The sequence below is a fragment of the Cellvibrio polysaccharolyticus genome (assembly GCF_015182315.1).
Taxonomy (GTDB): Bacteria; Pseudomonadota; Gammaproteobacteria; order Pseudomonadales; family Cellvibrionaceae; genus Cellvibrio; species Cellvibrio polysaccharolyticus.
Genome location: NZ_PRDL01000001.1, coordinates 4,095,120 through 4,114,328, shown reverse-complemented (window position 1 = coordinate 4,114,328; position 19,209 = coordinate 4,095,120). Strand labels below are relative to the sequence as shown.

The window sequence follows — 19,209 nt, the reverse complement described above, 5'->3', positions numbered from 1 at the left end:
TTGCCAGCGGCTTCAGCGTCGCTGGCAATTGCCTTAAAACCAGCTGCGAACGCTGTCGGGTAAAGGCGTGGATTTACCGGTTTTGGCCTCTACCCACACCACTTTGGAATGGCTGGTGGCGGTGGGGTTTAGCGGGTCCGATTCTGAAAAAATACGGTAATCAATAATAAAGCTGGAGCGTCCCGGCTCGGAAATATAACAATCAATCCGCAGCGTATCCGGGTAAAACACCGGCCGTAAAAAAGTACAGCCAATGGTGACGACGACCGGGTAGGAATCGCCCCCGATCGGGATACCTTTGCTTTGCATCCACAGGAAACGCGCTTCTTCAATGTAGCGCAGGTAAAGGGTGTTGTTGACGTGCCCGAAGGCATCCATATCGCCCCAGCGAACCGGGATGGCACAGGAAAAAACAGGTTTCGCCTCATCACTCATAACATCTCTCCTAACAACTCCCGCCCGGTTTCCATGTGAGTTGGTCGCCGGGCGCTTTAGCGTTCTGTGTCCGGATGCCGTCAAGCCGCGTTAAAAGATACCGTCAAGGTGCCCAGCCCCTGATACTCCACTGTTAATGTCGAACCGGTCGGAATATCCCAGATACCTGCATAAGAACCGGTAATAATCACCTGGCCTGCCTGCAAACCTTCACCACGGCTGCGTAAAAATTCGGCCAGCCAATAGAGCGGCAAGCGCGGCCCCAGGTTGGGGTGACGGCCTTCGCCGGCAAAAATGCTCTGGCCATTGGCGTTTGCCGCAAAGTTAACGGTAGACGCTTTTGCTGCCTGTGTGGCGTCAACTTCCGGCCCGACAAACAAGCCCTGATTGACCAGGTTATCAGCGAGGTTATCTGCAAAGGTGGTGGTTCCCGGTTCGGCATAGCGGCAGTGAATCAGCTCAAGTGCCAAATGGGTACGGCCAATAGCGGCATCAACATCACTGGCAGTATAGGGCGTCTCGCGGGCGGGCAAATCTTTGGCAATATAAAACGCCAGCTCCGGCTCAATGCGCACTTTTTCTGCGGTAGTCACGGCAGTAACCGGTGCAACACTGTTAATGGTTGAGGTAAAAATCGGCGCGATGATCAATTTATCTTCGCTGGGCTGGAGGCATTTCCAGCCGCCAATGGAGTCGTCGGTTTGTTCGCACCAGAGGTTGGCAAAGGCTTGCTGAATTTGCAGTGCTTCTTCAACGGTTTGCGGACGCAGGTGCTCGGGAAGCACGGCGCCTGGTGTGGCAGCCAGACGACGGGTAACTAACAGTTGTGCTGCTTCTTCAGCAACAGCGGCAGAAAATCGGGACATAGTGGTTTCCGGAATGGTGGTTGATCGCCGGTGCAATTCCGGCTGTTATGCAACGCGTTGCGATGGTCGCGCCATACCAGAATGGCGCAAACCGGGTGGTTTGACAACCATTCTGCTTTCGGAAAAAAGGAGAGACGCAACCCGCACTGACGCCCCCGCTGTGCTCCCGGGGGATGGAGATTTAATGGCGTCGATCAGTGCGGGGAGAGCTGTAAAGCAATAAATTCCAGGTCGGTTTCCGACTCGAGAATATTTTTAACAGCGGCTACGGCTTTTTGCGGATCGAGATGCAATTCATCAAACACATGCTGGGGAATATCCAGCTTGGGGCCGTGTCCGATGCCCTGTTGTAACAAGAGGCGTTGCGCAACAAAAACCAGTTTGGCGTAGCGGTGATGTTCGCCCTGATAGTCCGGGTTGTTTTGCTGGCGCAGCGCAACCACCACTTCTTCGGGCATGGACCACAGCGACATCAGGGTGCTGGCGATTTGCTCGCGGGTTACACCGAGCAAATGGCGCTCGATGGCTTGATGGGTAATGTGGGAGTTGGCATCGGCCAGATGGCAATACTGGTTGAAGTGCGGCGGGAATACCTCGGCAAGAATCAGATAGCCAAAATTATGCAACAGCCCGCAAAGGTAGGCCATGCCAAACGCCGGGCGCTGATCGCGAGGAATGGCGGTAACCAGACCTTCAATGGTGGCGGCAACATAAACCGCCTGTTGCCAGTAGGGCAAAGCGCTGTGCGGACCCTGCCTGGGAATTTGCAGCGAGCGTCCGAGCGCCAGACCCAGCGCCAGGTTGAGCACCATATCAAAGCCCAGTACCCGCACAATGGCATCGTGAATCGAGCGGATTTTACCCGGCGCAGAATAATAGGGAGAGGCCGCCCAGCTTACTACCTGCGCGGCGAGGCTCGGGTCGGTTTCGACAATTTGTGCCAGATCACTGACATCCGCATTGGGGTTAACGCGCAGCTTGATAATGCGTTGTGCGGTTTCCGAGAGCGGCGGTAACTCCAGGGTTTCTTCCAGCCGCTGTTTGATGCGCAAACGGGTGAAGTTTTCTACCGCCCCGAGAATCAAATCAGTGTCCTGCTGAACAGACGGGTCGTTTTCAAGCGGTGCCAGGGCCACGGAAATATCGCACAAACGTGCGTCTTCAAGCACCTGACGGAATTCTTCACGGGAGAGTTGCAGCAGTTGTTCTTCGCTGCCGGAGTCCAGTAACAGCGCTTCCCGCTCCAGCAAGTCTTCGTCTACCAGCGTTAACATGCCGGCGATTTTTGGCAGAGCCGGTACCGTTTGTACATTGTGGTTACGGCAGAAGCGCGCCAGTTCGTCGGCATTGGTCGCGAATAATTGACGGTTGAGCAAGCGATTGACGGCGTGCAAATCCAGTAATCGGTCGGCACCTATGATGATCTGAACCTTGCCGTTTTCGTCCTGCAACAAAACCGATCGGGCGGCTCCAACATTGCGTAAATGCTGGTCGTGCCAAATACGGTTGTTATTGTCGTCCACCGGTGTCGTGGCGATATGGTAGAGAACGTTTTGATCATCAAGTCGTGTTTGAACACTCGCGGGTACGGGCACAGCCTGCTCCTTTTTACACCAGTCTTTCGTCAAATCTCACCATGCCGGTTATAAGGGATGGTGACGATTATGCCCCGGCAGTTTCCTGAAAGATCTGCATTTGAGCAAGCAGATTTATTCGTTGCGCGGCAAATAAGAACATTTGTATCAGGTAAGCGCTTGCAGTTATCTGTTGCGTGTCGCGTTTTTCATTTTATGTTGCAAATATCGACAAATTTTTTAAGGCCGTGTGTTTGGCGTGCCCGTTAATTTTTGCCGTGATTGCGGCCAGGTACAGCCATTTACACCTGTAAATAATGCTGATTTTGCCCGATCCAGCGCGCTACGATAGCGGCGCAAATTTCAGGATACTCACTCATGAGTACAAGTGCACACTGCTTTACGCCGGTTAACAAATGCGCGTCGCGTTGCAGGTTGGCAATGCGAAATTGCATCTCACCGGTTTGCCGGGTTCCCAATACTTCACCGGCACCGCGCAACTGTAAATCCTGTTCGGCAATCACAAAGCCATCATTACTTTCACGCATGACGTTCAGTCGTGCTTTACCTTGCGCCGACAGCGGGTCGCTGTAAAGCAGCACGCAATGGCTGGCCGCTGTGCCGCGCCCGACACGCCCGCGCAGCTGGTGCAGTTGTGCCAACCCCAGTCGCTCCGGGTTTTCGATAATCATCAGGCTGGCATTGGGTACATCCACGCCCACTTCAATCACGGTGGTTGCCACCAGCAAGTCCAGCTCACCGGCTTTAAAGGCCGCCATAATCTGTTCTTTTTCATCCGCCTTCAGGCGGCCATGTAGCAGACCCACGCGCAAGGGCGCCAGCAAACCGGCCAGCATTTCAGCGGTTGCTTCGGCGGCCTGGGCTTCCAGTGTTTCGGATTCTTCAATCAGCGTGCACACCCAATAGGCCTGGCGACCCTGGTTGCAGGCAAGGCGTACCCGCTCAATCACATCGGCACGACGCAATTGGCTGATCACCACGGTGGTGACCGGGGTTCTTCCCGGGGGAAGCTCGTCAATGATGGAACAGTCGAGATCGGCATAGGCGCTCATCGCCAGGGTACGCGGAATCGGTGTGGCGGTCATGATTAACTGGTGCGGATTGTAGTCGCCGTTGGCGCCTTTCTGTCGCAAGGAAAGGCGCTGGTTAACACCGAAGCGGTGTTGCTCATCAATGATCACCAGCCCCAGCCGGGCGAACTCAACATCCGCCTGAAACAGGGCGTGAGTGCCCACTACCACGGCGGCTTCTCCGCTGGTAATGGCCGCCAGTTGCTGGCGACGCTCGGCGACTTTCAGTTTTCCGGTCAGCCAGGCGACGGAAATGCCGAGTGGCTCCAGCCAGCGGCTGAAATTATTGCGGTGTTGTTCGGCAAGAATCTCGGTGGGCGCCATAATGGCAGTTTGCTGCCCACTGGCCGCTGCTGCCAGCGCGGCCATGGCGGCGACGACCGTTTTGCCGGAGCCGACATCGCCCTGCACCAGCCGTAACATGGGCAGCGGGCTGGCCAGATCCTGCGAAATTTCCTGGCAGACGCGCTGCTGGGCTGCGGTCAGTGAAAAGCCCAGTTGTTGCAAAAACTGATTTACCAGTGCGGCTGATTCATTAAACCGGGGGGCGGCAATCGCCTGGGCTTCACGGCGTAACAGCAATAAACTGAGGTGGTGCGCCAGCAGTTCTTCAAAGGCCAGCCGTTGCTGGAAGGGATGCTCACCATCGGCCAATTGTTGCAGGTTGGCGCTGGCCGGCGGGTGGTGCAAAAAGCGGATGGCATCGGCCATAGCGCTTTGCTGCAAACGGTCGCGCAGCGGTTCGGGAATCAATTCCTGCAAGGTGTGGTGATTCAACCATTGCAAGGCCTGGCTGGACAACTGCCGCAACCGGCTTTGGCTCAGCCCGTCGGTGGCCGGGTAAACCGGCGTTAGCGAGGCTTCAAGTTCGGCGGTATTGCGGGTATCGGCTGATTCATATTCCGGGTGATAAAACTCCAGACCGGCTGACCCCCGCCGGGTTTCACCAAATACCCGCAAGCGGGCGCCGGGGGCGAAGCGCTCTTTTTGCGCTTTATTGAAATGATAAAAACGCAGCGTGGTAGTGCCGGTGTCGTCCTGCAAGCGCACCACCAAGCTGCGCCGTTTGCCGATCACAATATCACTGGCACGTACGCTGCCTTCAATTACGTAATGCGCGTTGGGCTGCAAGCCGCCGATGGGGGTGATGCGAGTGCGGTCCATGTAGCGTGTGGGCAGGTGCAGCAGCAAATCCTGAATGCTGTAAATACCGATGCGTTGCAGCTTGCCAGCCAGTACGGCGCCGACGCCTTTCAGTTCTGAAACTGGCACCTTGTCGAGGGTGCGAATTGCGTGAAAGCCGGTACTCATCGGGCGCTCATCAGGAAGTCGGCTCAGACGGATTTGCCGTTGGCGGCCGATTTATGCAGGCCGGCCAGAAAGGCATCGTGGGAGGGCAAGGTATTGACCATGGCGGCAATCGCCTGGCGGGCGTTGGTCAGCGTGGTGCGAATTTGTTCAAAATCGCTGTTGTCCACGCGGGCGCAATAGTGATCCGGGCGCAGGCCCATGCCTTCAAAAATAGACTGCCAGCTGTGTTGGCGGAAGAGCTCGTCCAGCCCTTCGCGCATCGCGCCGCTGGCCTTGAACAATTCCATGCGCGCTTGCAACGAGTCGGGCAACGGCAGGTTGCGACAGTGTTGCCAGAAGGGCGAATCATCGCGTTGTGTGGTGCAGTAATGCAGCAAGACAAAGTCGCGCACTTCTTCAAAATCGTTGCGCATACGGCGGTTATATTCGGCGATCAGAGCCGGTTTGCAGTGTTTGTCCGGGTAATAGCGCAGAAAAAAATCCATGCCCCGGGCGATCAAATGAATAGCGGTGGATTCCAGCGGTTCAATAAAGCCGGCGGCGAGACCCAGCGCCAGGCAATTTTTTTGCCACAGCACGTCATGACAGCCGGTCGCAAAGGGGATGGTTTTGACTTCATTCACCGGCGAGCCATCAATCAGTTTTAATAACTGGCGGCGGGCTTTTTCATCGCTGCAAAACTGGCTGGAATAGACATAGCCATAACCGGTGTTTTGTTGAAGCGGTATTTGCCACGACCAGCCGGACTCGCGAGCGGTGGCCTGGGTGAACGGCGGAATATTATGGTGATGGTCGCTTTTTACCGCTACGGCGCGGTCACAGGGCAGCAGGTGCGACCAGTCTTGCCAGGCAACGCCGAGGGTTTTTCCCAGCAGCAGCGATTTGAAACCGGTGCAGTCAATAAAAAAATCGCCGCTGATCTCGCGGCCATCGGCCAATATCAATGTCTCGATGCGACCATCGTCGTTGGCGGTAGTGACCTGGCTGACCAGTCCTTCGGTACGTTGCACACCGGCCGCTTCGGCGTAGTGACGAAAGTAGTCGGCGAGATAGCGGGCATCCACATGCAGGGCGTAACCGGCGCCGGCGATGGGCGAGTGGTAAGCCTGGTTGGGCGGCAAAAAACGACCCTGCGCAGCCATCACCGCACAGGGCGAAAATTCCTGTAATTCCCAGGGGTGCCCCAGGTGGCGGGCTTTCAGCCAGCACTGATAAAAATCCTGCGAATCAATACGCGCACCTATCACCCCGAAGGGATGAAAATACTGGCTGTTTTTCTGTTTCCAATCGACGAAGCGAATGCCCAGTTTGTAGGTGGCGCCGGTCTTGCGAATAAAATCCTGCTCATCAATGCCCAGGCTTTTCAGCAAACCCACAAACGGCGGGATGGTAGATTCCCCCAGCCCGATGCGCCCCAGTTGCTCGGACTCAACCACCTCAATACGGCACTGCGCCGGTTTGATCTGGCGGGTCAGCATCGCTGCCGCCAGCCAACCCGCGGTACCGCCCCCTACGATGACGATACGTTGCAAGGCATCCGGTGCTGCAGGCAGTTGAGTTCCGGGGGCGCTCATTACCAGTTCCCGTTTTCCACCAGCAAGCCGGAACCGGCCGGTTCGCGACGGGTGGTGAAATTCAAATGAGCCGATGTGGAGGCGTGAATGGCTTCGCGCAACGCATCGATCGCTTTATGCCGCGGAAAACTGGCTCGCCACGCCAGAGCAACAGTGCGGCTCGGCGACGGGTCTTTAAACGGGCGAGTGACCAATTGGTTGGCCGCATAAAGCGTAGTTTGCGCCGCTGACAGCGGCAGAATAGTGATGCCGAGGCCGGAAGCGACCATGTGCCGCAGGGTTTCCAGCGAGCTGCCTTCGGATGCCGTGCGGATACGGCTGGAGCTTTCTTCCAGTGACGGTTGCAAGTTGGGACAGGTGGATAGCACCTGATCGCGGAAGCAGTGACCTTCACCCAGCAGCAGCACACTTTCACGGTCCAGCTCATCCGGATCAATTGCGTCTTTAGCCGCCAGCGGATGGTTGTGCGGCAGTAAAACGACAAAGGGTTCTTCGAACAATGGCTGGGTAACTACGTCCGGCTCGGTAAAAGGCAGGGCGACAATAATCACGTCCAATTCGCCGTTGCGCAGCTTCTTGCGCAAGCCGGCGGTATAGCCTTCTTCAATATACAAGGGCATTTTGCTGGCGATGCGTTGCAAATAAGGAATAAACTGCGGCAGCAGGTAGGGGCCGATGGTAAAAATGGCACCGACGGATAAGGGGCTGCTCAGCTGGTCTTTACCGGCATCGGCGATGTCTTTGATAGCCGCCGTTTGCTCAAGCACCAGTTGTGCCTGGCGCACAATCTGGTCGCCCAGCGGTGTGGCTTGCACGCGGGATTTGGTGCGCTCAAACAGCGCCACACCCAGTTCATCCTCCAGTTTTTTCACAGCAATGCTCAGCGTCGGCTGGCTGACAAAACAGCGTTCGGCGGCGCGGCCAAAGTGTTGTTCCTGGGCAAGTGTCACTATGTAGCGAAGTTCAGTAAGCGTCATAACCGGTATCCACAGGTAAAAGCAGCGACAGTTATATCCCGATAAGCTGTCGGCATCGCGGAGCCTGCACTGGCAAGCTCCCGGGATTGAATAACCCCTAAGGTTAAAGAGTTTCGAAGAAGATGAATAGCGAAAAACTATTAATCATCGGTTGCGGTGATTTGGGCCACCGGCTGGCCCGGCGTGTACAAGGCGATTTTCAGGAAATCATCGGGGTACGGCGGCGAATTCCGTCCAGAATTGCCGATAATCCGGTGCAATATCTTGCCATGGACGCCACCCTCGCGGCCGATTATCGACAGCTGGCATCGCTGGCGCCTTCGGTGGTAGTGATTACCATGACGCCTTCGGCATTCACCGATGCAGGTTATCAGCAGGCTTATGTCACCAGTTGCCATCAGGTTTGCCACTATCTTGGCCAGCAAGCGGTGCCGCCACGGCTGGTTATTTTTGTTTCCAGCAGCCGCGTTTATGCGCAAAACCAGGGCGAAACGGTCGATGAAAATTCGCCCACCGTGCCGCAAGGTTTTGCTGGCCAGCGTTTGCTGGAAGCCGAGCAGGTGGTTCGCAACAGCGGTTTGCCGCATTGTATTGTTCGCTTCAGCGGCATTTATGGTCCTGGCCGCTCGCGGCTGCTCAACCAGATTCTCGACGGTAAAGTCTCCCGCGATAACACCATTACCAACCGTATTCATGCCGATGATTGCGCGGCGGTGCTGGCGCATATTATTCGCCAGCACACCGCTGATTCGCCAACGGTTTATCTGGCGTCCGACTCGCTGCCGGTGCCCTTGAGTGAGGTGGTTGAATGGCTTGCTGCGGAAATGAAGGTGCCGCCGCCCGCCGCGCTGGAGACACCGGCAACACTCTCCGGAAAATATTGCAGTAACCAGCTGCTGTTAAAAAGTGGCTTTGTTTTTCAGTATCCCGATTATCAGCAAGGCTACCGGCAAGTCATGACCGGTGGGGAATGACTTGCCGGATAAGTGTGAAGCAGTTCCTGTTTTTGCGGCAGTGATTGCTTCAACTTTTCCTCCGGCGGTCGTTACAATGTCGCGAGATATGGCATTCACAGGGGGCGATTTTTGTCGGCAGAGGTCGTGGCCAATCATGACTTCAGGCTACCGCTCCATGATGGTGTAGCGATCCGCTGTTATTGCAAGCAGGCTGCGCTCCGGGATGGCAACAATAATGATTTCAACCTTAGCAGGGTAACGCACAGTATGGATATTACGGAACTGCTGGCTTTCAGTGCCAAGCAAGGCGCTTCGGATTTGCACCTCTCGGCAGGCTTGCCTCCCATGATTCGGGTCGATGGCGACGTTCGCCGTATCAACCTGCCGCCCATGGAGCACAAACAGGTGCATGGGCTGATTTATGAAATCATGAATGACAAGCAGCGTAAGGACTACGAAGAATTCCTCGAAACCGACTTCTCCTTCGAAGTGCCCGGCGTGGCCCGTTTCCGGGTTAACGCGTTTAACCAGAACCGGGGCGCTGGCGCAGTGTTCCGTACCATTCCTTCCAAAGTGTTAACGATGGAAGAGTTGGGCATGGGCAACGTGTTTCGCGATATCTGTGCGGTTCCGCGCGGGCTGGTGCTGGTCACCGGGCCCACCGGTTCCGGAAAATCCACTACTCTCGCGGCGATGATTGACTACATCAATGACAACAAATACGAGCATGTATTGACCATTGAAGACCCGATCGAATTTGTTCACGAAAGTAAAAAATGTCTGGTTAACCAGCGCGAAGTGCACCGCGATACCCACGGCTTCGCCGAAGCCTTGCGCTCGGCACTGCGGGAAGACCCGGACATTATTCTGGTGGGCGAGATGCGTGACCTGGAAACCATTCGCCTGGCGTTGACCGCCGCCGAAACCGGCCACCTGGTGTTTGGCACTTTGCACACCACCTCCGCGGCAAAAACCATTGACCGTATCGTCGACGTATTTCCGGCCAATGAAAAATCCATGGTGCGCTCCATGCTGTCGGAATCACTGCAAGCGGTAATCTCACAAACCCTGATGAAGAAAAATGGCGGTGGTCGTGTTGCTGCCCACGAAATTATGCGCGGCACCTCGGCGATTCGAAATCTGATCCGCGAAGACAAGGTGGCACAAATGTATTCGGCGATTCAAACCGGTGCATCACTCGGTATGCAAACCATGGATCAGTGTCTGGCTGATCTGGTTGCGCGCCGGGTGGTCAGCCGCGAAGCGGCGCGTACCAAAGCCAAGATGCCGGAAAATTTCTAAAAGGGAATCATTATGGATTTTGATCGCCTGTTGGCGTTGATGGTAGAAAAAGGTGCGTCGGATTTATTCATTACTGCCGGTGTGCCGCCGTCTATTAAACTGAACGGAAAAATAGTTCCCGTTACCGCCTCGCCATTGCCGCCGGAAAAAGTCCGCGAAGTGGTGTTGAGCGTAATGAATGAAAAACAGCGCGCGGAATTTCTCGACAAAAAAGAATTGAATTTCGCGGTCAGTGCGCGCGGTATTGGCCGCTTCCGTGCCAGTGCTTTTTATCAGCGTAATCTGGCCGGCATGGTGTTGCGTCGTATTGAAACCAAAATTCCCCGCGTCGATGATTTGGGTTTGCCGGATATTGTTAAAGATCTGGCGATGACCAAGCGCGGTTTAATTATGTTTGTCGGCGCAACCGGTACCGGTAAATCCACCTCCCTCGCCTCGATGATTGGCCACCGCAATCGCAACAGCAAAGGCCACATTATTTCGATTGAAGACCCGATTGAATTTATTCATCAGCACGAAGGTTGCATTATTACCCAGCGCGAAGTGGGCATAGATACCGACTCGTTTGAGATTGCCTTGAAAAATACCTTGCGTCAGGCGCCGGATGTTATTTTGATCGGCGAGGTGCGTTCCCGCGAAACCATGGACCACGCTATCGCCTTCGCGGAAACCGGCCATTTGTGTTTATGTACGCTGCACGCCAACAACGCCAACCAGGCGCTCGACCGCATTATTCACTTTTTCCCGGCGGACCGTCATCGCCAGTTGTGGATGGATTTATCGCTCAATCTGAAAGCCATTATTGCCCAGCAATTGATTCCAACACCGGATGGCAACAGCCGTCGCGCCTGTCTGGAAATTCTGATCAATACCCCACTGGCGCAGGATTTAATTCGCAAGGGTGAAGTGAGTGAGCTGAAAGAGTTGATGAAGAAGTCGACTGAATTGGGTATGCAAACTTTTGATCAGGCGCTTTACGCACTTTACGATGCGGGTGAGATCACTTACGAGGATGCGCTGCTGCACGCTGACTCGGCGAATGACTTGCGCCTGATGATCAAGCTGGGTTCAGAAACCGATGCCAGCTATCTGTCCAATGCCGCGGACAGTCTTTCGATTCAGGAAGATTCTTCAAACGATCGCGGCCGACTGTTTTAAGGCGGTAAAAAAATCAGCCGGTTTGTTGTTCAAACCAGCCTTCGAGAATAATCCGGGCGGCAATAGAGTCGACCGGATTATTTTTGTAGTCTCGCGAGCCACCCTGGCGAATCACCTCACCTTTGGCTTCAAAACTGGAAAGTCGCTCATCAACGGTATCGACCTTGACGCCAAAGCGGCCGTGAATCCGGTTGGCGAATTTACGGGCCCGTGTACTGAGTTCGCTTTCGCTGCCATCCATATTCAATGGCAAACCCACCAGAACCAGATCCGGTTTCCATTCCGTTAACAGTTGTTCAATCTGATTCCAGTCCGGAACACCGTCACGTGCTTTTAACGGTGCCAGTGCATTGGCTGAACGGGTAATGGTTTGCCCGCAGGCAACGCCGATATTTTTGGTGCCGTAATCAAACGCCAGTAAAGAAGTGGTTGTCATCAATCAGGCGTGTCCTGCCACGCTGGAAATCAGGTTGAGGTCAATTCCCAGTGGTTGGGCGGCGAGGCTCCAGCGCTGATCCAGAGGGGTATCAAAAATAATCGAATGACTGGCCGGAATGGTAAGCCAGGCGTTAGCCATGATCTCGTCTTCCAGTTGGCCGGGTTCCCAGCCTGCATAGCCTAAGGCGATGAGAAATTTTTCCGGCCCCTGTTTGGCCGCCAACGCATCAATAATATCGCGCGAAGCGGTCAGGCAAACCTGATCGGAAACCTGAAGGGTAGATTGCCACTCCTTGCCTGGCGGGTGCAGAACAAAACCGCGTTCTGTTTGTACCGGGCCTCCGGCAAGCACTGGATGGTGGCCGACGTGGTGCACGTCCTGCAACTCCAGCTGCGTCATGATGTGGCCCAGATTGAGCGACATCGGTTGATTGATCACGATACCCATTGCGCCTTTTTCACCGTGCTCACAAATATACGTGACACTGTGATTAAAGCGGGTGTCGTGCATTCCCGGCATGGCAATCAGGAAGTGATCGCGCAAACTCACCGGTGTGTTCAGGTCGGGAACTTCGGTATGTGTTGTCATGAGTGCAGTATTGGGGGCAATGTTGGCGAAAACAAGTTTGCCGCGACAATAAGTTGCAACGAGTTAAAAAAATGCGGAAAAGATCACCGGCCAGGCGTTTATACCGGCAGGAGTTGGCAATACGGGGTAATTATCTGGCGCTGGTCGATAAACCGTTGATCTCGAAATTCCAGGTGCGAATGATGTTGAGGCGATCGGTATGCTGGCGAATTTCCGGCGGGAAAGGCGGGAAGGGCGCAGCCAGGCGCACGATACGGCGAGCGGCGTCGTCGAGCACGCGATGCCCGGACGATTGCAAAATATCGATGGCATGGAGGGTGCCGTCCGGGTTAATCACCACCGACAGCCGCAGGTTGCCGGTCAGGCCGCGGCTCAGGGCTTCAGGCGGATAATGTTGATTACCGGTTTGCTCCACGCGGGTGCTCCACTCATGCAGGTAGCGCGCATCGTGGGATTCCCGGGTGGACACCGAGGTGAGCGTGCGGGTGCGCGGGCGCTTGGCGTATTCCTGGCGCTGCCGATCCAGCTTGGCTTGCAGGCTGGCAATTTCGTTGCTGAGCAGCGGCTGCTCAATAAGGTCACCGTCCCGCGCTGCTTCGTTTTGTCGGGAGTCGGCATCTTCCGGCAGCGGTGCGCGCAACTCGCTGTTACCGGTGGTGGTAATAATGCGCTGGTCTTGTAATAGCTGTTCGGACACCGCAGCGACCACCGGCATCGGATTCACTTCCTGGATGCGGGTATCGTCAAAGTCGGCCAGGTGTTCAGTAGTAATTTGCCGCGCGGTGTCTTCGGTACCGCTGCCTTCCTGGTTGTATTGTGCGAGGAAGTCGGCATCTTCGGGAGCCTTGGCAGACTTGTGGGTTGCCAGGGTGATTTCGATGGTCTGCGAAGCGGTGGAGGGTTCGGGCAATTTAAAGGTAATGCCCAGGATCAGCATGGCGTGAATCGCCAATGCCAAAAACAGGGTAAACCCGAGCCGGTCGCCCGCATTAACGGCAACCGGGGACTCCGCATCCTGTGAAGTAACTGCCACGCTCATCGCTATCTTCTATCGCTGGCCAAGACGCAGTTGAATGGCATCCATAAAGCGCGCCCCGATGCGGGTATCAAACGCTTTGTCGATTTCACGGGCGCAGGTCGGGCTGGTCACGTTGATTTCGGTCAGGTATTCACCAATTACATCAAGGCCGACAAACAGCAAGCCTTTTTCTTTCAGCGTGGGCGCCACCTGGGACACAATCCAGCGATCGTGATCGGTCAGCGGTTGCGGTACACCGGTGCCGCCGGCGGCGAGATTGCCACGGGTTTCGCCTGCTGCAGGAATCCTCGCCAGGCAATAAGGCACCGCTTCACCATCAATCACCAGGATGCGCTTGTCGCCCTGTTTGATTTCCGGAATATAGCGTTGCGCCATAATCAGTTGCTGGCCGTGAGCGGTAAGGGTTTCGAGGATAACGCCAACATTGGGGTCGTCCTGCTTGCAGCGAAAAATACTGCTGCCGCCCATGCCGTCCAGCGGTTTGAAAATAACATCGGCGTGTTCACGGTGAAAATCCCGCAGCCGCGCGCTGTCGCGGCTGACCAGCACCGGCGGGCAGCATTGCGGAAATTGGGTGGCAAATACCTTTTCATTACAATCCCGCAAACTTTGCGGTTTGTTCAGTACCAGGGTGCCCATTTTCTCGGCAGCTTCAAGAATATAGGTGCTGTAAATGTATTCATTATCGAACGGGGGGTCTTTACGCATCAGCACCACGTCCAGCGAGTGCAGTGGAATATCTGCTGCTGGCCCCAGTTCATACCAGGCGGTGGCGTTATCGGCGACCAGCAGCGGACGGCTGCGGGCGCGTGCTTCACCTTGTAGCAAATAAAGGTCGCTCTGCTCCATATAGTGCAAATCCCAGCCCCGCTCCTGAGCGGCCAGTAGCAATGCCAGGGTGGTGTCTTTATAGGGCTTGATGGTTGCGATGGGATCCATAACAACGCCAAGGGATATGCTCATAGATAAACTTCTTCTGATTGGAGGCCGCAGGCCGGGGTTCAGGGCGGCGATAACGTTAAGACCAAAAACGGCTGAAAGCAAGCACCATAATTGAAAGCTCTAAATAAACCGTTCGAGCAGCAAATTCGTCATATATTCAGCAAGTTATGGCTTACGCCTGCAAACTGTGATAAAAGTTGCCGACTCAAATAAATGCGACACGCGTACTAATAACCGAATACGAGGCATATCGTCCTGTAAGACGATATGGGCAATAAGACATCAGAGGTCGAAAGTATGGATGTGAGTTTGGAAAGCCTCAAGGTAATGGTCATCGACGATAGTAAAACCATTCGTCGCACCGCTGAAACATTGCTGAAAAAAGCCGGCTGTACAGTGGTTACCGCAACGGACGGTTTTGATGCGCTGGCCAAAATTGCCGACACGCGACCGGACATCATCTTTGTCGACATTATGATGCCGCGTCTCGATGGTTATCAGACCTGCGCATTGATCAAAAATAACAGTGAATTCAAATCGACGCCGGTAATTATGTTATCCAGCAAGGACGGGTTGTTTGACAAGGCCAAGGGCCGTATTGTCGGTTCAGATCAGTACCTGACCAAACCCTTCAGTAAAAGCGAGCTGCTCGGCGCGATTGAAACCCATGTGAAGCATTTAAAAGTATCCTGAGACCGGTAACGGGATAGTCGCGTTTGTGAAAAACCGGCATCTTATTTGCTGGTAATTTTCAGTGGTATCGCATTCAGATAGCCGGATAACTTGTTTGAATTAACCTGGAGCGGAGCGGTTATGGCAAGAGTGTTGATTATTGATGACTCGCCAACAGAAACTTACAAACTCACCAGCATGCTGGAAAAAAACGGCCATGTGGTATTAACCGCCGATAACGGCGAAGCCGGTATTGAGCTGGCGCAAAAAGAATTACCGGATCTGGTCTTGATGGACATCGTCATGCCGGGTCTGAATGGTTTTCAGGCCACTCGTCAGTTGGCCAAGTCACCGGAAACGGCACACATTCCGGTCATCATTGTTACCACCAAGGATCAGGAAACCGATCGTGTGTGGGGCATGCGTCAGGGCGCCCGTGCCTATCTCACCAAACCGATTCAATCCGATGTATTGATGACGGCGATGGCTCAGGCACTGGCTTGATATCAGCGACAGCAATGTCGCTTCCAGGTTAAAAGCGGATCGGGTAAAAGCATAATAATCAGGCTTGGGATCCGGTTTTGATCTGTCGCAGGTAAAGCGGAATTTTTTATGTCGGACTCTCAGGAAGCCTTCCAGACGCTTCTTCAACTTGCTCAACATAGCCGTGCGGTTGCGCGTGGTTTGCCAGCCCAGGCGGATATTCGTCCGCTGTGGAGCGGCATCGGCTTTTCCCTGATGGGGCAATATTTTGTTGCGCCCATGGGAGAGGTATCTGAAATGCTTGAAATTCCCCCCTTTACCCATCTGCCCGGCGTTCAGCCCTGGGTGCGCGGTGTTGCCAATGTGCGTGGTCGTCTGCTGCCCTTATTTGATCTGGCGGCTTTTTTTGGTGACAAATTGACCGGTACGCGCAAGCAACGGCGGGTGCTGGTACTGGAAACCCGTACCCTCTACAGCGGTTTGATGGTGGATCAGGTGTTCGGGATGCAACATTTTCCCATGGATGAGTACCGTGAACAGGCCGGAGATGATGTGGTTCCCGACATCCTGCCGTTCATCACAGGAAGTTACCCACTCGGTGGACGGCAGTGGTCGCTTTTTCGCCCGGCGTTGCTGGCTGAAGATGCCCGTTTTATCAATGCGGCCAAATCATAGGTAGCCCGGATTCTATCCAGGCTGCATTCAAAAGGATCAGGTCGATACACACAAGACATAGTTGGTCAGGAGTATTTGGATGAAAAGTATAACCGGAAGCCCCTTTGCGGCTTTGAAAGCCAGCCGGGTGATATTGGTTGTCGTGCCACTGCTGGTGGCCTGTCTGATTGCCATCCCGGTAATTTACGTGATGGTTCAGCAGGGTGCTGCCAACGATCAGCGCTACGGGCAGCGGGTTGCTGACTTGCGTGCGCAATCCTACCGGTTGGCTTCTCTCGCACGTGAAGCGACCTCGGGCAATGCCGAAGCGTTTACCGAACTGGAGGGCGCCGTTACGACCATGACCAACACCTGGGGCGAGTTGCGTAACAGCGATCCACGCACCCGCCGTGAGCTGGACAAGGAGTTCGCCGCCTATGATCATGTATGGAACCGGGTTAAAAATAATACCGGCATCATTCTCGATAACCGCGACCTGATCGTAACGCTCAATACGGTCGGTAATACCTTGAACGAAAACCTGCCGACACTGCAGGCGCAGCACGTTAATATCGTGGAAACCCTGCTGGAAAATAACGCACCGGCTGACCAGGTTTCCCAGGCGCAAATGCAATCGCTGCGTGCCGAGCGAATTGGTCGTAACGTGGACAAGATGCTCCGTGGTGATGCCGATGCCAAAGAGGCAGCTGACCAGTTTAATCTTGATGCGAATATTTATGGTCGTGTGGTAACTGCCATGCAACAGGGCGATGTCACCATGCGTATCTCCCGCGTAACTGACCCGGGTTCACGTGCCAGTCTGGAGCAAATTGCCCGTTTGTTTGACACGGTCAACACATCGGTTCAGGAAATGTTTGACGGCGCTGCGCCCCTGTCACGCTCGCGTCAGGCGGTAGAAGAACTCTTCCAGGACTCTCCTGTGCTGCAGCAGGCGCTGGTTGCCATTGATAACCAGATCAACGCCCAGGCCGGTTCCCGTCCGCTGAATAACCAGTTGATTCTCGGCTTGCTGTTGCTGGTGTTTATTTTCCTCGGCACCATCGGCTACACCATGTATCGCGGTACACGCCGCCGTTTGATCGACACCGCCCAAACCAATGAACGTAACCAGACTGCAATTTTGCGTCTGCTTGACGAACTGGCCGACCTCGCAGACGGTGACCTCACCACCACCGCAACCGTAACCGAAGACTTCACCGGTGCCATCGCGGACTCCATCAACTTCACCATCGACCAGCTGCGTATTCTGGTAGCGCGAATCAACGAAACCGCCGTAAACGTATCGGCGGCAGCGCAAGAAACCCAGCAAACGGCACTGCACCTTGCGGAAGCATCCGAGCACCAGGCGCAGGAAATTGCCGGTGCATCGGCCGCGGTAAATGAAATGGCGGTGACCATTGACCAGGTATCTGCCAACGCCGCCGAATCGGCCGCGGTAGCGGAGCGCGCGGTATCCATCGCGGGTAACGGCGCGAAAGTGGTACAAAATACTATCCACGGCATGGATACCATCCGTGAGCAGATTCAGGACACCTCCAAACGTATCAAACGCCTCGGTGAATCGTCACAGGAAATTGGTGACATCGTCAGCCTGATTAACGACATTGCTGACCAGACCAACATCCTCGCACTTAACGCGGCAATCCAGGCATCCATGGCCGGTGACGCAGGCCGCGGCTTTGCGGTGGTAGCGGACGAAGTTCAACGCCTTGCGGAACGTTCTGCCGCTGCAACCAAGCAGATTGAAGCGCTGGTAAAAACCATTCAGAACGATACCAACGAAGCGGTAATTTCGATGGAACAAACCACCTCTGAAGTGGTTCGCGGTGCGCGCCTCGCACAGGATGCGGGTGTGGCACTGGAAGAAATTGAAAACGTATCCGGCAGTCTCGCCGAATTGATTCAAAACATTTCCAACGCTGCACGCCAGCAGGCATCGTCTGCCGGCCATATTTCCAACACCATGAATGTTATTCAGGAAATTACTACGCAAACCTCTGCGGGTACCTCAGCCACGGCGCAGTCGATTGGTAACCTCGCCGAGATGGCGCTTGATTTGCGTGAATCGGTAGCCGGTTTCAAACTGCCGGAAGAAGTCCGGCACGCCCATCCATTCGCCAGCAATAATGCCGCATCCCAGGGGGCAGATGATCTGGAAGTCATCAACCTGGATGACGAAATTCTCCCTGAAGACCACTACCAGCAATTGGCCAAAGTCTGACCGGCCAATTGGCACGGGCATCGGGTTCGCATATGGCGTGGTCTCTGCAGCGATTGCCGGCACTCTCGGAAGTGCAGTTTGTTCGTTGGAGCAAACTGCTCGAAGAGCGTACCGGTATCCAGCTGGCACATTCACAACGAACGTTGATTGAATCGCAGCTCTCCATTCGCATGCGCGAGTTGGGTTTTGACGATTACGACGATTATTACCAGCAGGTTTGCCGGGGTGTTTCCGGACAACTGGAATGGTCTGTGCTAATTGATCGTATCGCCATTAAGGAAACCAGTTTCTTTCGGCACCGTCCTTCGCTCGAGCTGGTGCGCCGTTACCTGCAGCAAAAAATTAATAACCGCCGTGTTGATGGCAGTTTTGATGTGTGGAGTGTGGGCTGCTCAACCGGTGAAGAATGCTGGTCACTGGCGATGCTGGTAAACGATTGTTTTGAACTGGCATCGCTGGAGCCTTACTACGGCATCACCGGCTTGGACATCAGCTTATCGGCACTGGCGAAAGCCCGACAGGCGCAGTACCCGGAGCGAAAACTGCTCAGCGTCAAAGCCGATGAAATGCAGCGCTATTTGCAAATGACCAGCGATGGTCGCTTTGATGTGGTCAGTAAATTGCGCGATCGCGTTTGCTTCAGCCACGCCAATATCATCAAGCCGGGTTCGCTGCCGGCGATGAAGGTAGATGTCATTTTTTGTCAGAATGTGCTGGTTTATTTCAGACGTTGGCTGCGCCGCGATATTTTGAATGTTTTTGCCGAACGTCTGAAGCCAGGTGGATTATTGGTTATCGGTACCGGTGAAGTAACTGATTGGGAGCACCCCGGCATGCGACGTCTTGTTCGCGACGATGTGCAGGCATATCTTCGGGATGGCCAGGAATAATAATGAGGATGACTCT

The 19,209-nt window shown here is 54.7% G+C and carries 18 protein-coding genes; 8 read left to right on the top strand and 10 right to left on the bottom strand.

Annotated elements, in window-relative coordinates; all coding sequences use genetic code 11:
• Positions 1 to 33 precede the first annotated feature (33 nt).
• The 6 genes from C4F51_RS17365 to C4F51_RS17340 form a co-directional block, all read right to left on the bottom strand.
• A complete protein-coding gene (locus tag C4F51_RS17365; protein ID WP_193911989.1) occupies positions 34 to 435 on the bottom strand; it encodes an acyl-CoA thioesterase in 402 nt (133 codons plus the stop codon).
• A gap of 80 nt (positions 436 to 515) precedes the next feature.
• Positions 516 to 1,301, bottom strand: a complete 786-nt coding sequence (locus C4F51_RS17360; protein ID WP_193911987.1) for a 2-keto-4-pentenoate hydratase — start codon at positions 1,299 to 1,301, stop codon at positions 516 to 518.
• Positions 1,302 to 1,495: 194 nt separating this feature from the next.
• Positions 1,496 to 2,896: an aminoacyl-tRNA deacylase and HDOD domain-containing protein gene (locus C4F51_RS17355; protein ID WP_193911985.1), complete on the bottom strand. Its 1,401-nt coding sequence runs from the start codon at positions 2,894 to 2,896 to the stop codon at positions 1,496 to 1,498.
• Between the two features lie 281 nt (positions 2,897 to 3,177).
• Entirely contained in the window at positions 3,178 to 5,277 is a 2,100-nt protein-coding gene (recG, locus tag C4F51_RS17350; protein ID WP_193911983.1) for an ATP-dependent DNA helicase RecG, read from the bottom strand.
• Positions 5,278 to 5,300: 23 nt separating this feature from the next.
• Complete coding sequence (locus C4F51_RS17345) at positions 5,301 to 6,851, bottom strand: tryptophan halogenase family protein (protein ID WP_193911981.1); 1,551 nt, start codon at positions 6,849 to 6,851, stop codon at positions 5,301 to 5,303.
• Positions 6,851 to 7,828, bottom strand: coding sequence for a hydrogen peroxide-inducible genes activator (locus C4F51_RS17340; protein WP_193911979.1), 978 nt, complete (start codon positions 7,826 to 7,828; stop codon positions 6,851 to 6,853). Before C4F51_RS17340 ends, C4F51_RS17345 begins: the two co-directional genes overlap by 1 nt.
• Before the next feature lie 122 nt (positions 7,829 to 7,950).
• On the opposite strand from C4F51_RS17340, the gene C4F51_RS17335 reads away from it, so the two are divergent.
• From C4F51_RS17335 to C4F51_RS17325, 3 genes are all read left to right on the top strand, one after another.
• Positions 7,951 to 8,802, top strand: a complete 852-nt coding sequence (locus C4F51_RS17335; RefSeq protein WP_193911977.1) for an SDR family oxidoreductase — start codon at positions 7,951 to 7,953, stop codon at positions 8,800 to 8,802.
• A gap of 249 nt (positions 8,803 to 9,051) precedes the next feature.
• A complete protein-coding gene (locus C4F51_RS17330; RefSeq protein ID WP_193911973.1) occupies positions 9,052 to 10,086 on the top strand; it encodes a type IV pilus twitching motility protein PilT in 1,035 nt (344 codons plus the stop codon).
• Positions 10,087 to 10,098: 12 nt separating this feature from the next.
• Complete coding sequence (locus C4F51_RS17325) at positions 10,099 to 11,244, top strand: PilT/PilU family type 4a pilus ATPase (protein WP_193911971.1); 1,146 nt, start codon at positions 10,099 to 10,101, stop codon at positions 11,242 to 11,244.
• Between the two features lie 13 nt (positions 11,245 to 11,257).
• Here C4F51_RS17325 and ruvX read toward each other — a convergent pair whose 3' ends face one another.
• The 4 genes from ruvX to gshB form a co-directional block, all read right to left on the bottom strand.
• Entirely contained in the window at positions 11,258 to 11,680 is a 423-nt protein-coding gene (gene ruvX / locus C4F51_RS17320; RefSeq protein ID WP_193911968.1) for a Holliday junction resolvase RuvX, read from the bottom strand.
• Positions 11,681 to 11,683: 3 nt separating this feature from the next.
• Positions 11,684 to 12,271 carry a YqgE/AlgH family protein gene (locus C4F51_RS17315; protein ID WP_193911966.1) on the bottom strand — a complete coding sequence of 196 codons (588 nt, stop codon included), beginning with the start codon at positions 12,269 to 12,271 and terminating at the stop codon, positions 11,684 to 11,686.
• A gap of 130 nt (positions 12,272 to 12,401) precedes the next feature.
• The gene (locus C4F51_RS17310) at positions 12,402 to 13,310 is read right to left on the bottom strand and encodes an energy transducer TonB (RefSeq protein ID WP_193911964.1); all 909 of its coding nucleotides are present in this window, start codon (positions 13,308 to 13,310) and stop codon (positions 12,402 to 12,404) included.
• Positions 13,311 to 13,319: 9 nt separating this feature from the next.
• Positions 13,320 to 14,273: a glutathione synthase gene (gene gshB / locus C4F51_RS17305; protein WP_193911962.1), complete on the bottom strand. Its 954-nt coding sequence runs from the start codon at positions 14,271 to 14,273 to the stop codon at positions 13,320 to 13,322.
• Positions 14,274 to 14,549: 276 nt separating this feature from the next.
• Between gshB and pilG the strand changes: the two genes are divergently transcribed.
• From pilG to C4F51_RS17280, 5 genes are all read left to right on the top strand, one after another.
• Positions 14,550 to 14,945 (top strand): twitching motility response regulator PilG, encoded by a 396-nt coding sequence (pilG, locus tag C4F51_RS17300; RefSeq protein ID WP_193911959.1) that lies wholly within the window; start codon positions 14,550 to 14,552, stop codon positions 14,943 to 14,945.
• A 120-nt stretch (positions 14,946 to 15,065) separates the two neighbouring features.
• Positions 15,066 to 15,428, top strand: coding sequence for a twitching motility response regulator PilH (gene pilH, locus C4F51_RS17295; RefSeq protein ID WP_193911957.1), 363 nt, complete (start codon positions 15,066 to 15,068; stop codon positions 15,426 to 15,428).
• A gap of 108 nt (positions 15,429 to 15,536) precedes the next feature.
• A complete protein-coding gene (locus C4F51_RS17290) occupies positions 15,537 to 16,082 on the top strand; it encodes a chemotaxis protein CheW (protein WP_193911955.1) in 546 nt (181 codons plus the stop codon).
• Positions 16,083 to 16,161: 79 nt separating this feature from the next.
• Entirely contained in the window at positions 16,162 to 18,303 is a 2,142-nt protein-coding gene (locus tag C4F51_RS17285; protein WP_193911953.1) for a methyl-accepting chemotaxis protein, read from the top strand.
• A gap of 32 nt (positions 18,304 to 18,335) precedes the next feature.
• Positions 18,336 to 19,193, top strand: coding sequence for a CheR family methyltransferase (locus C4F51_RS17280; RefSeq protein WP_193911952.1), 858 nt, complete (start codon positions 18,336 to 18,338; stop codon positions 19,191 to 19,193).
• Positions 19,194 to 19,209: the final 16 nt, after the last annotated feature.

What these genes read in the sequence shown, in the direction of transcription:
- C4F51_RS17330 (WP_193911973.1), top strand. Translation starts at nt 9,052, where the DNA reads ATGGATATTACGGAACTGCTGGCTTTCAGTGCCAAGCAAGGCGCTTCG.
- C4F51_RS17290 (WP_193911955.1), top strand. Translation starts at nt 15,537, where the DNA reads ATGTCGGACTCTCAGGAAGCCTTCCAGACGCTTCTTCAACTTGCTCAA.
- C4F51_RS17335 (WP_193911977.1), top strand. Translation starts at nt 7,951, where the DNA reads ATGAATAGCGAAAAACTATTAATCATCGGTTGCGGTGATTTGGGCCAC.
- C4F51_RS17315 (WP_193911966.1), bottom strand. Translation starts at nt 12,271, where the DNA reads ATGACAACACATACCGAAGTTCCCGACCTGAACACACCGGTGAGTTTG.
- gshB (WP_193911962.1), bottom strand. Translation starts at nt 14,273, where the DNA reads ATGAGCATATCCCTTGGCGTTGTTATGGATCCCATCGCAACCATCAAG.
- C4F51_RS17365 (WP_193911989.1), bottom strand. Translation starts at nt 435, where the DNA reads ATGAGTGATGAGGCGAAACCTGTTTTTTCCTGTGCCATCCCGGTTCGC.
- C4F51_RS17340 (WP_193911979.1), bottom strand. Translation starts at nt 7,828, where the DNA reads ATGACGCTTACTGAACTTCGCTACATAGTGACACTTGCCCAGGAACAA.
- ruvX (WP_193911968.1), bottom strand. Translation starts at nt 11,680, where the DNA reads ATGACAACCACTTCTTTACTGGCGTTTGATTACGGCACCAAAAATATC.
- pilH (WP_193911957.1), top strand. Translation starts at nt 15,066, where the DNA reads ATGGCAAGAGTGTTGATTATTGATGACTCGCCAACAGAAACTTACAAA.
- C4F51_RS17345 (WP_193911981.1), bottom strand. Translation starts at nt 6,851, where the DNA reads ATGAGCGCCCCCGGAACTCAACTGCCTGCAGCACCGGATGCCTTGCAA.
- C4F51_RS17325 (WP_193911971.1), top strand. Translation starts at nt 10,099, where the DNA reads ATGGATTTTGATCGCCTGTTGGCGTTGATGGTAGAAAAAGGTGCGTCG.
- C4F51_RS17285 (WP_193911953.1), top strand. Translation starts at nt 16,162, where the DNA reads ATGAAAAGTATAACCGGAAGCCCCTTTGCGGCTTTGAAAGCCAGCCGG.
- pilG (WP_193911959.1), top strand. Translation starts at nt 14,550, where the DNA reads ATGGATGTGAGTTTGGAAAGCCTCAAGGTAATGGTCATCGACGATAGT.
- C4F51_RS17310 (WP_193911964.1), bottom strand. Translation starts at nt 13,310, where the DNA reads ATGAGCGTGGCAGTTACTTCACAGGATGCGGAGTCCCCGGTTGCCGTT.
- recG (WP_193911983.1), bottom strand. Translation starts at nt 5,277, where the DNA reads ATGAGTACCGGCTTTCACGCAATTCGCACCCTCGACAAGGTGCCAGTT.
- C4F51_RS17280 (WP_193911952.1), top strand. Translation starts at nt 18,336, where the DNA reads ATGGCGTGGTCTCTGCAGCGATTGCCGGCACTCTCGGAAGTGCAGTTT.
- C4F51_RS17360 (WP_193911987.1), bottom strand. Translation starts at nt 1,301, where the DNA reads ATGTCCCGATTTTCTGCCGCTGTTGCTGAAGAAGCAGCACAACTGTTA.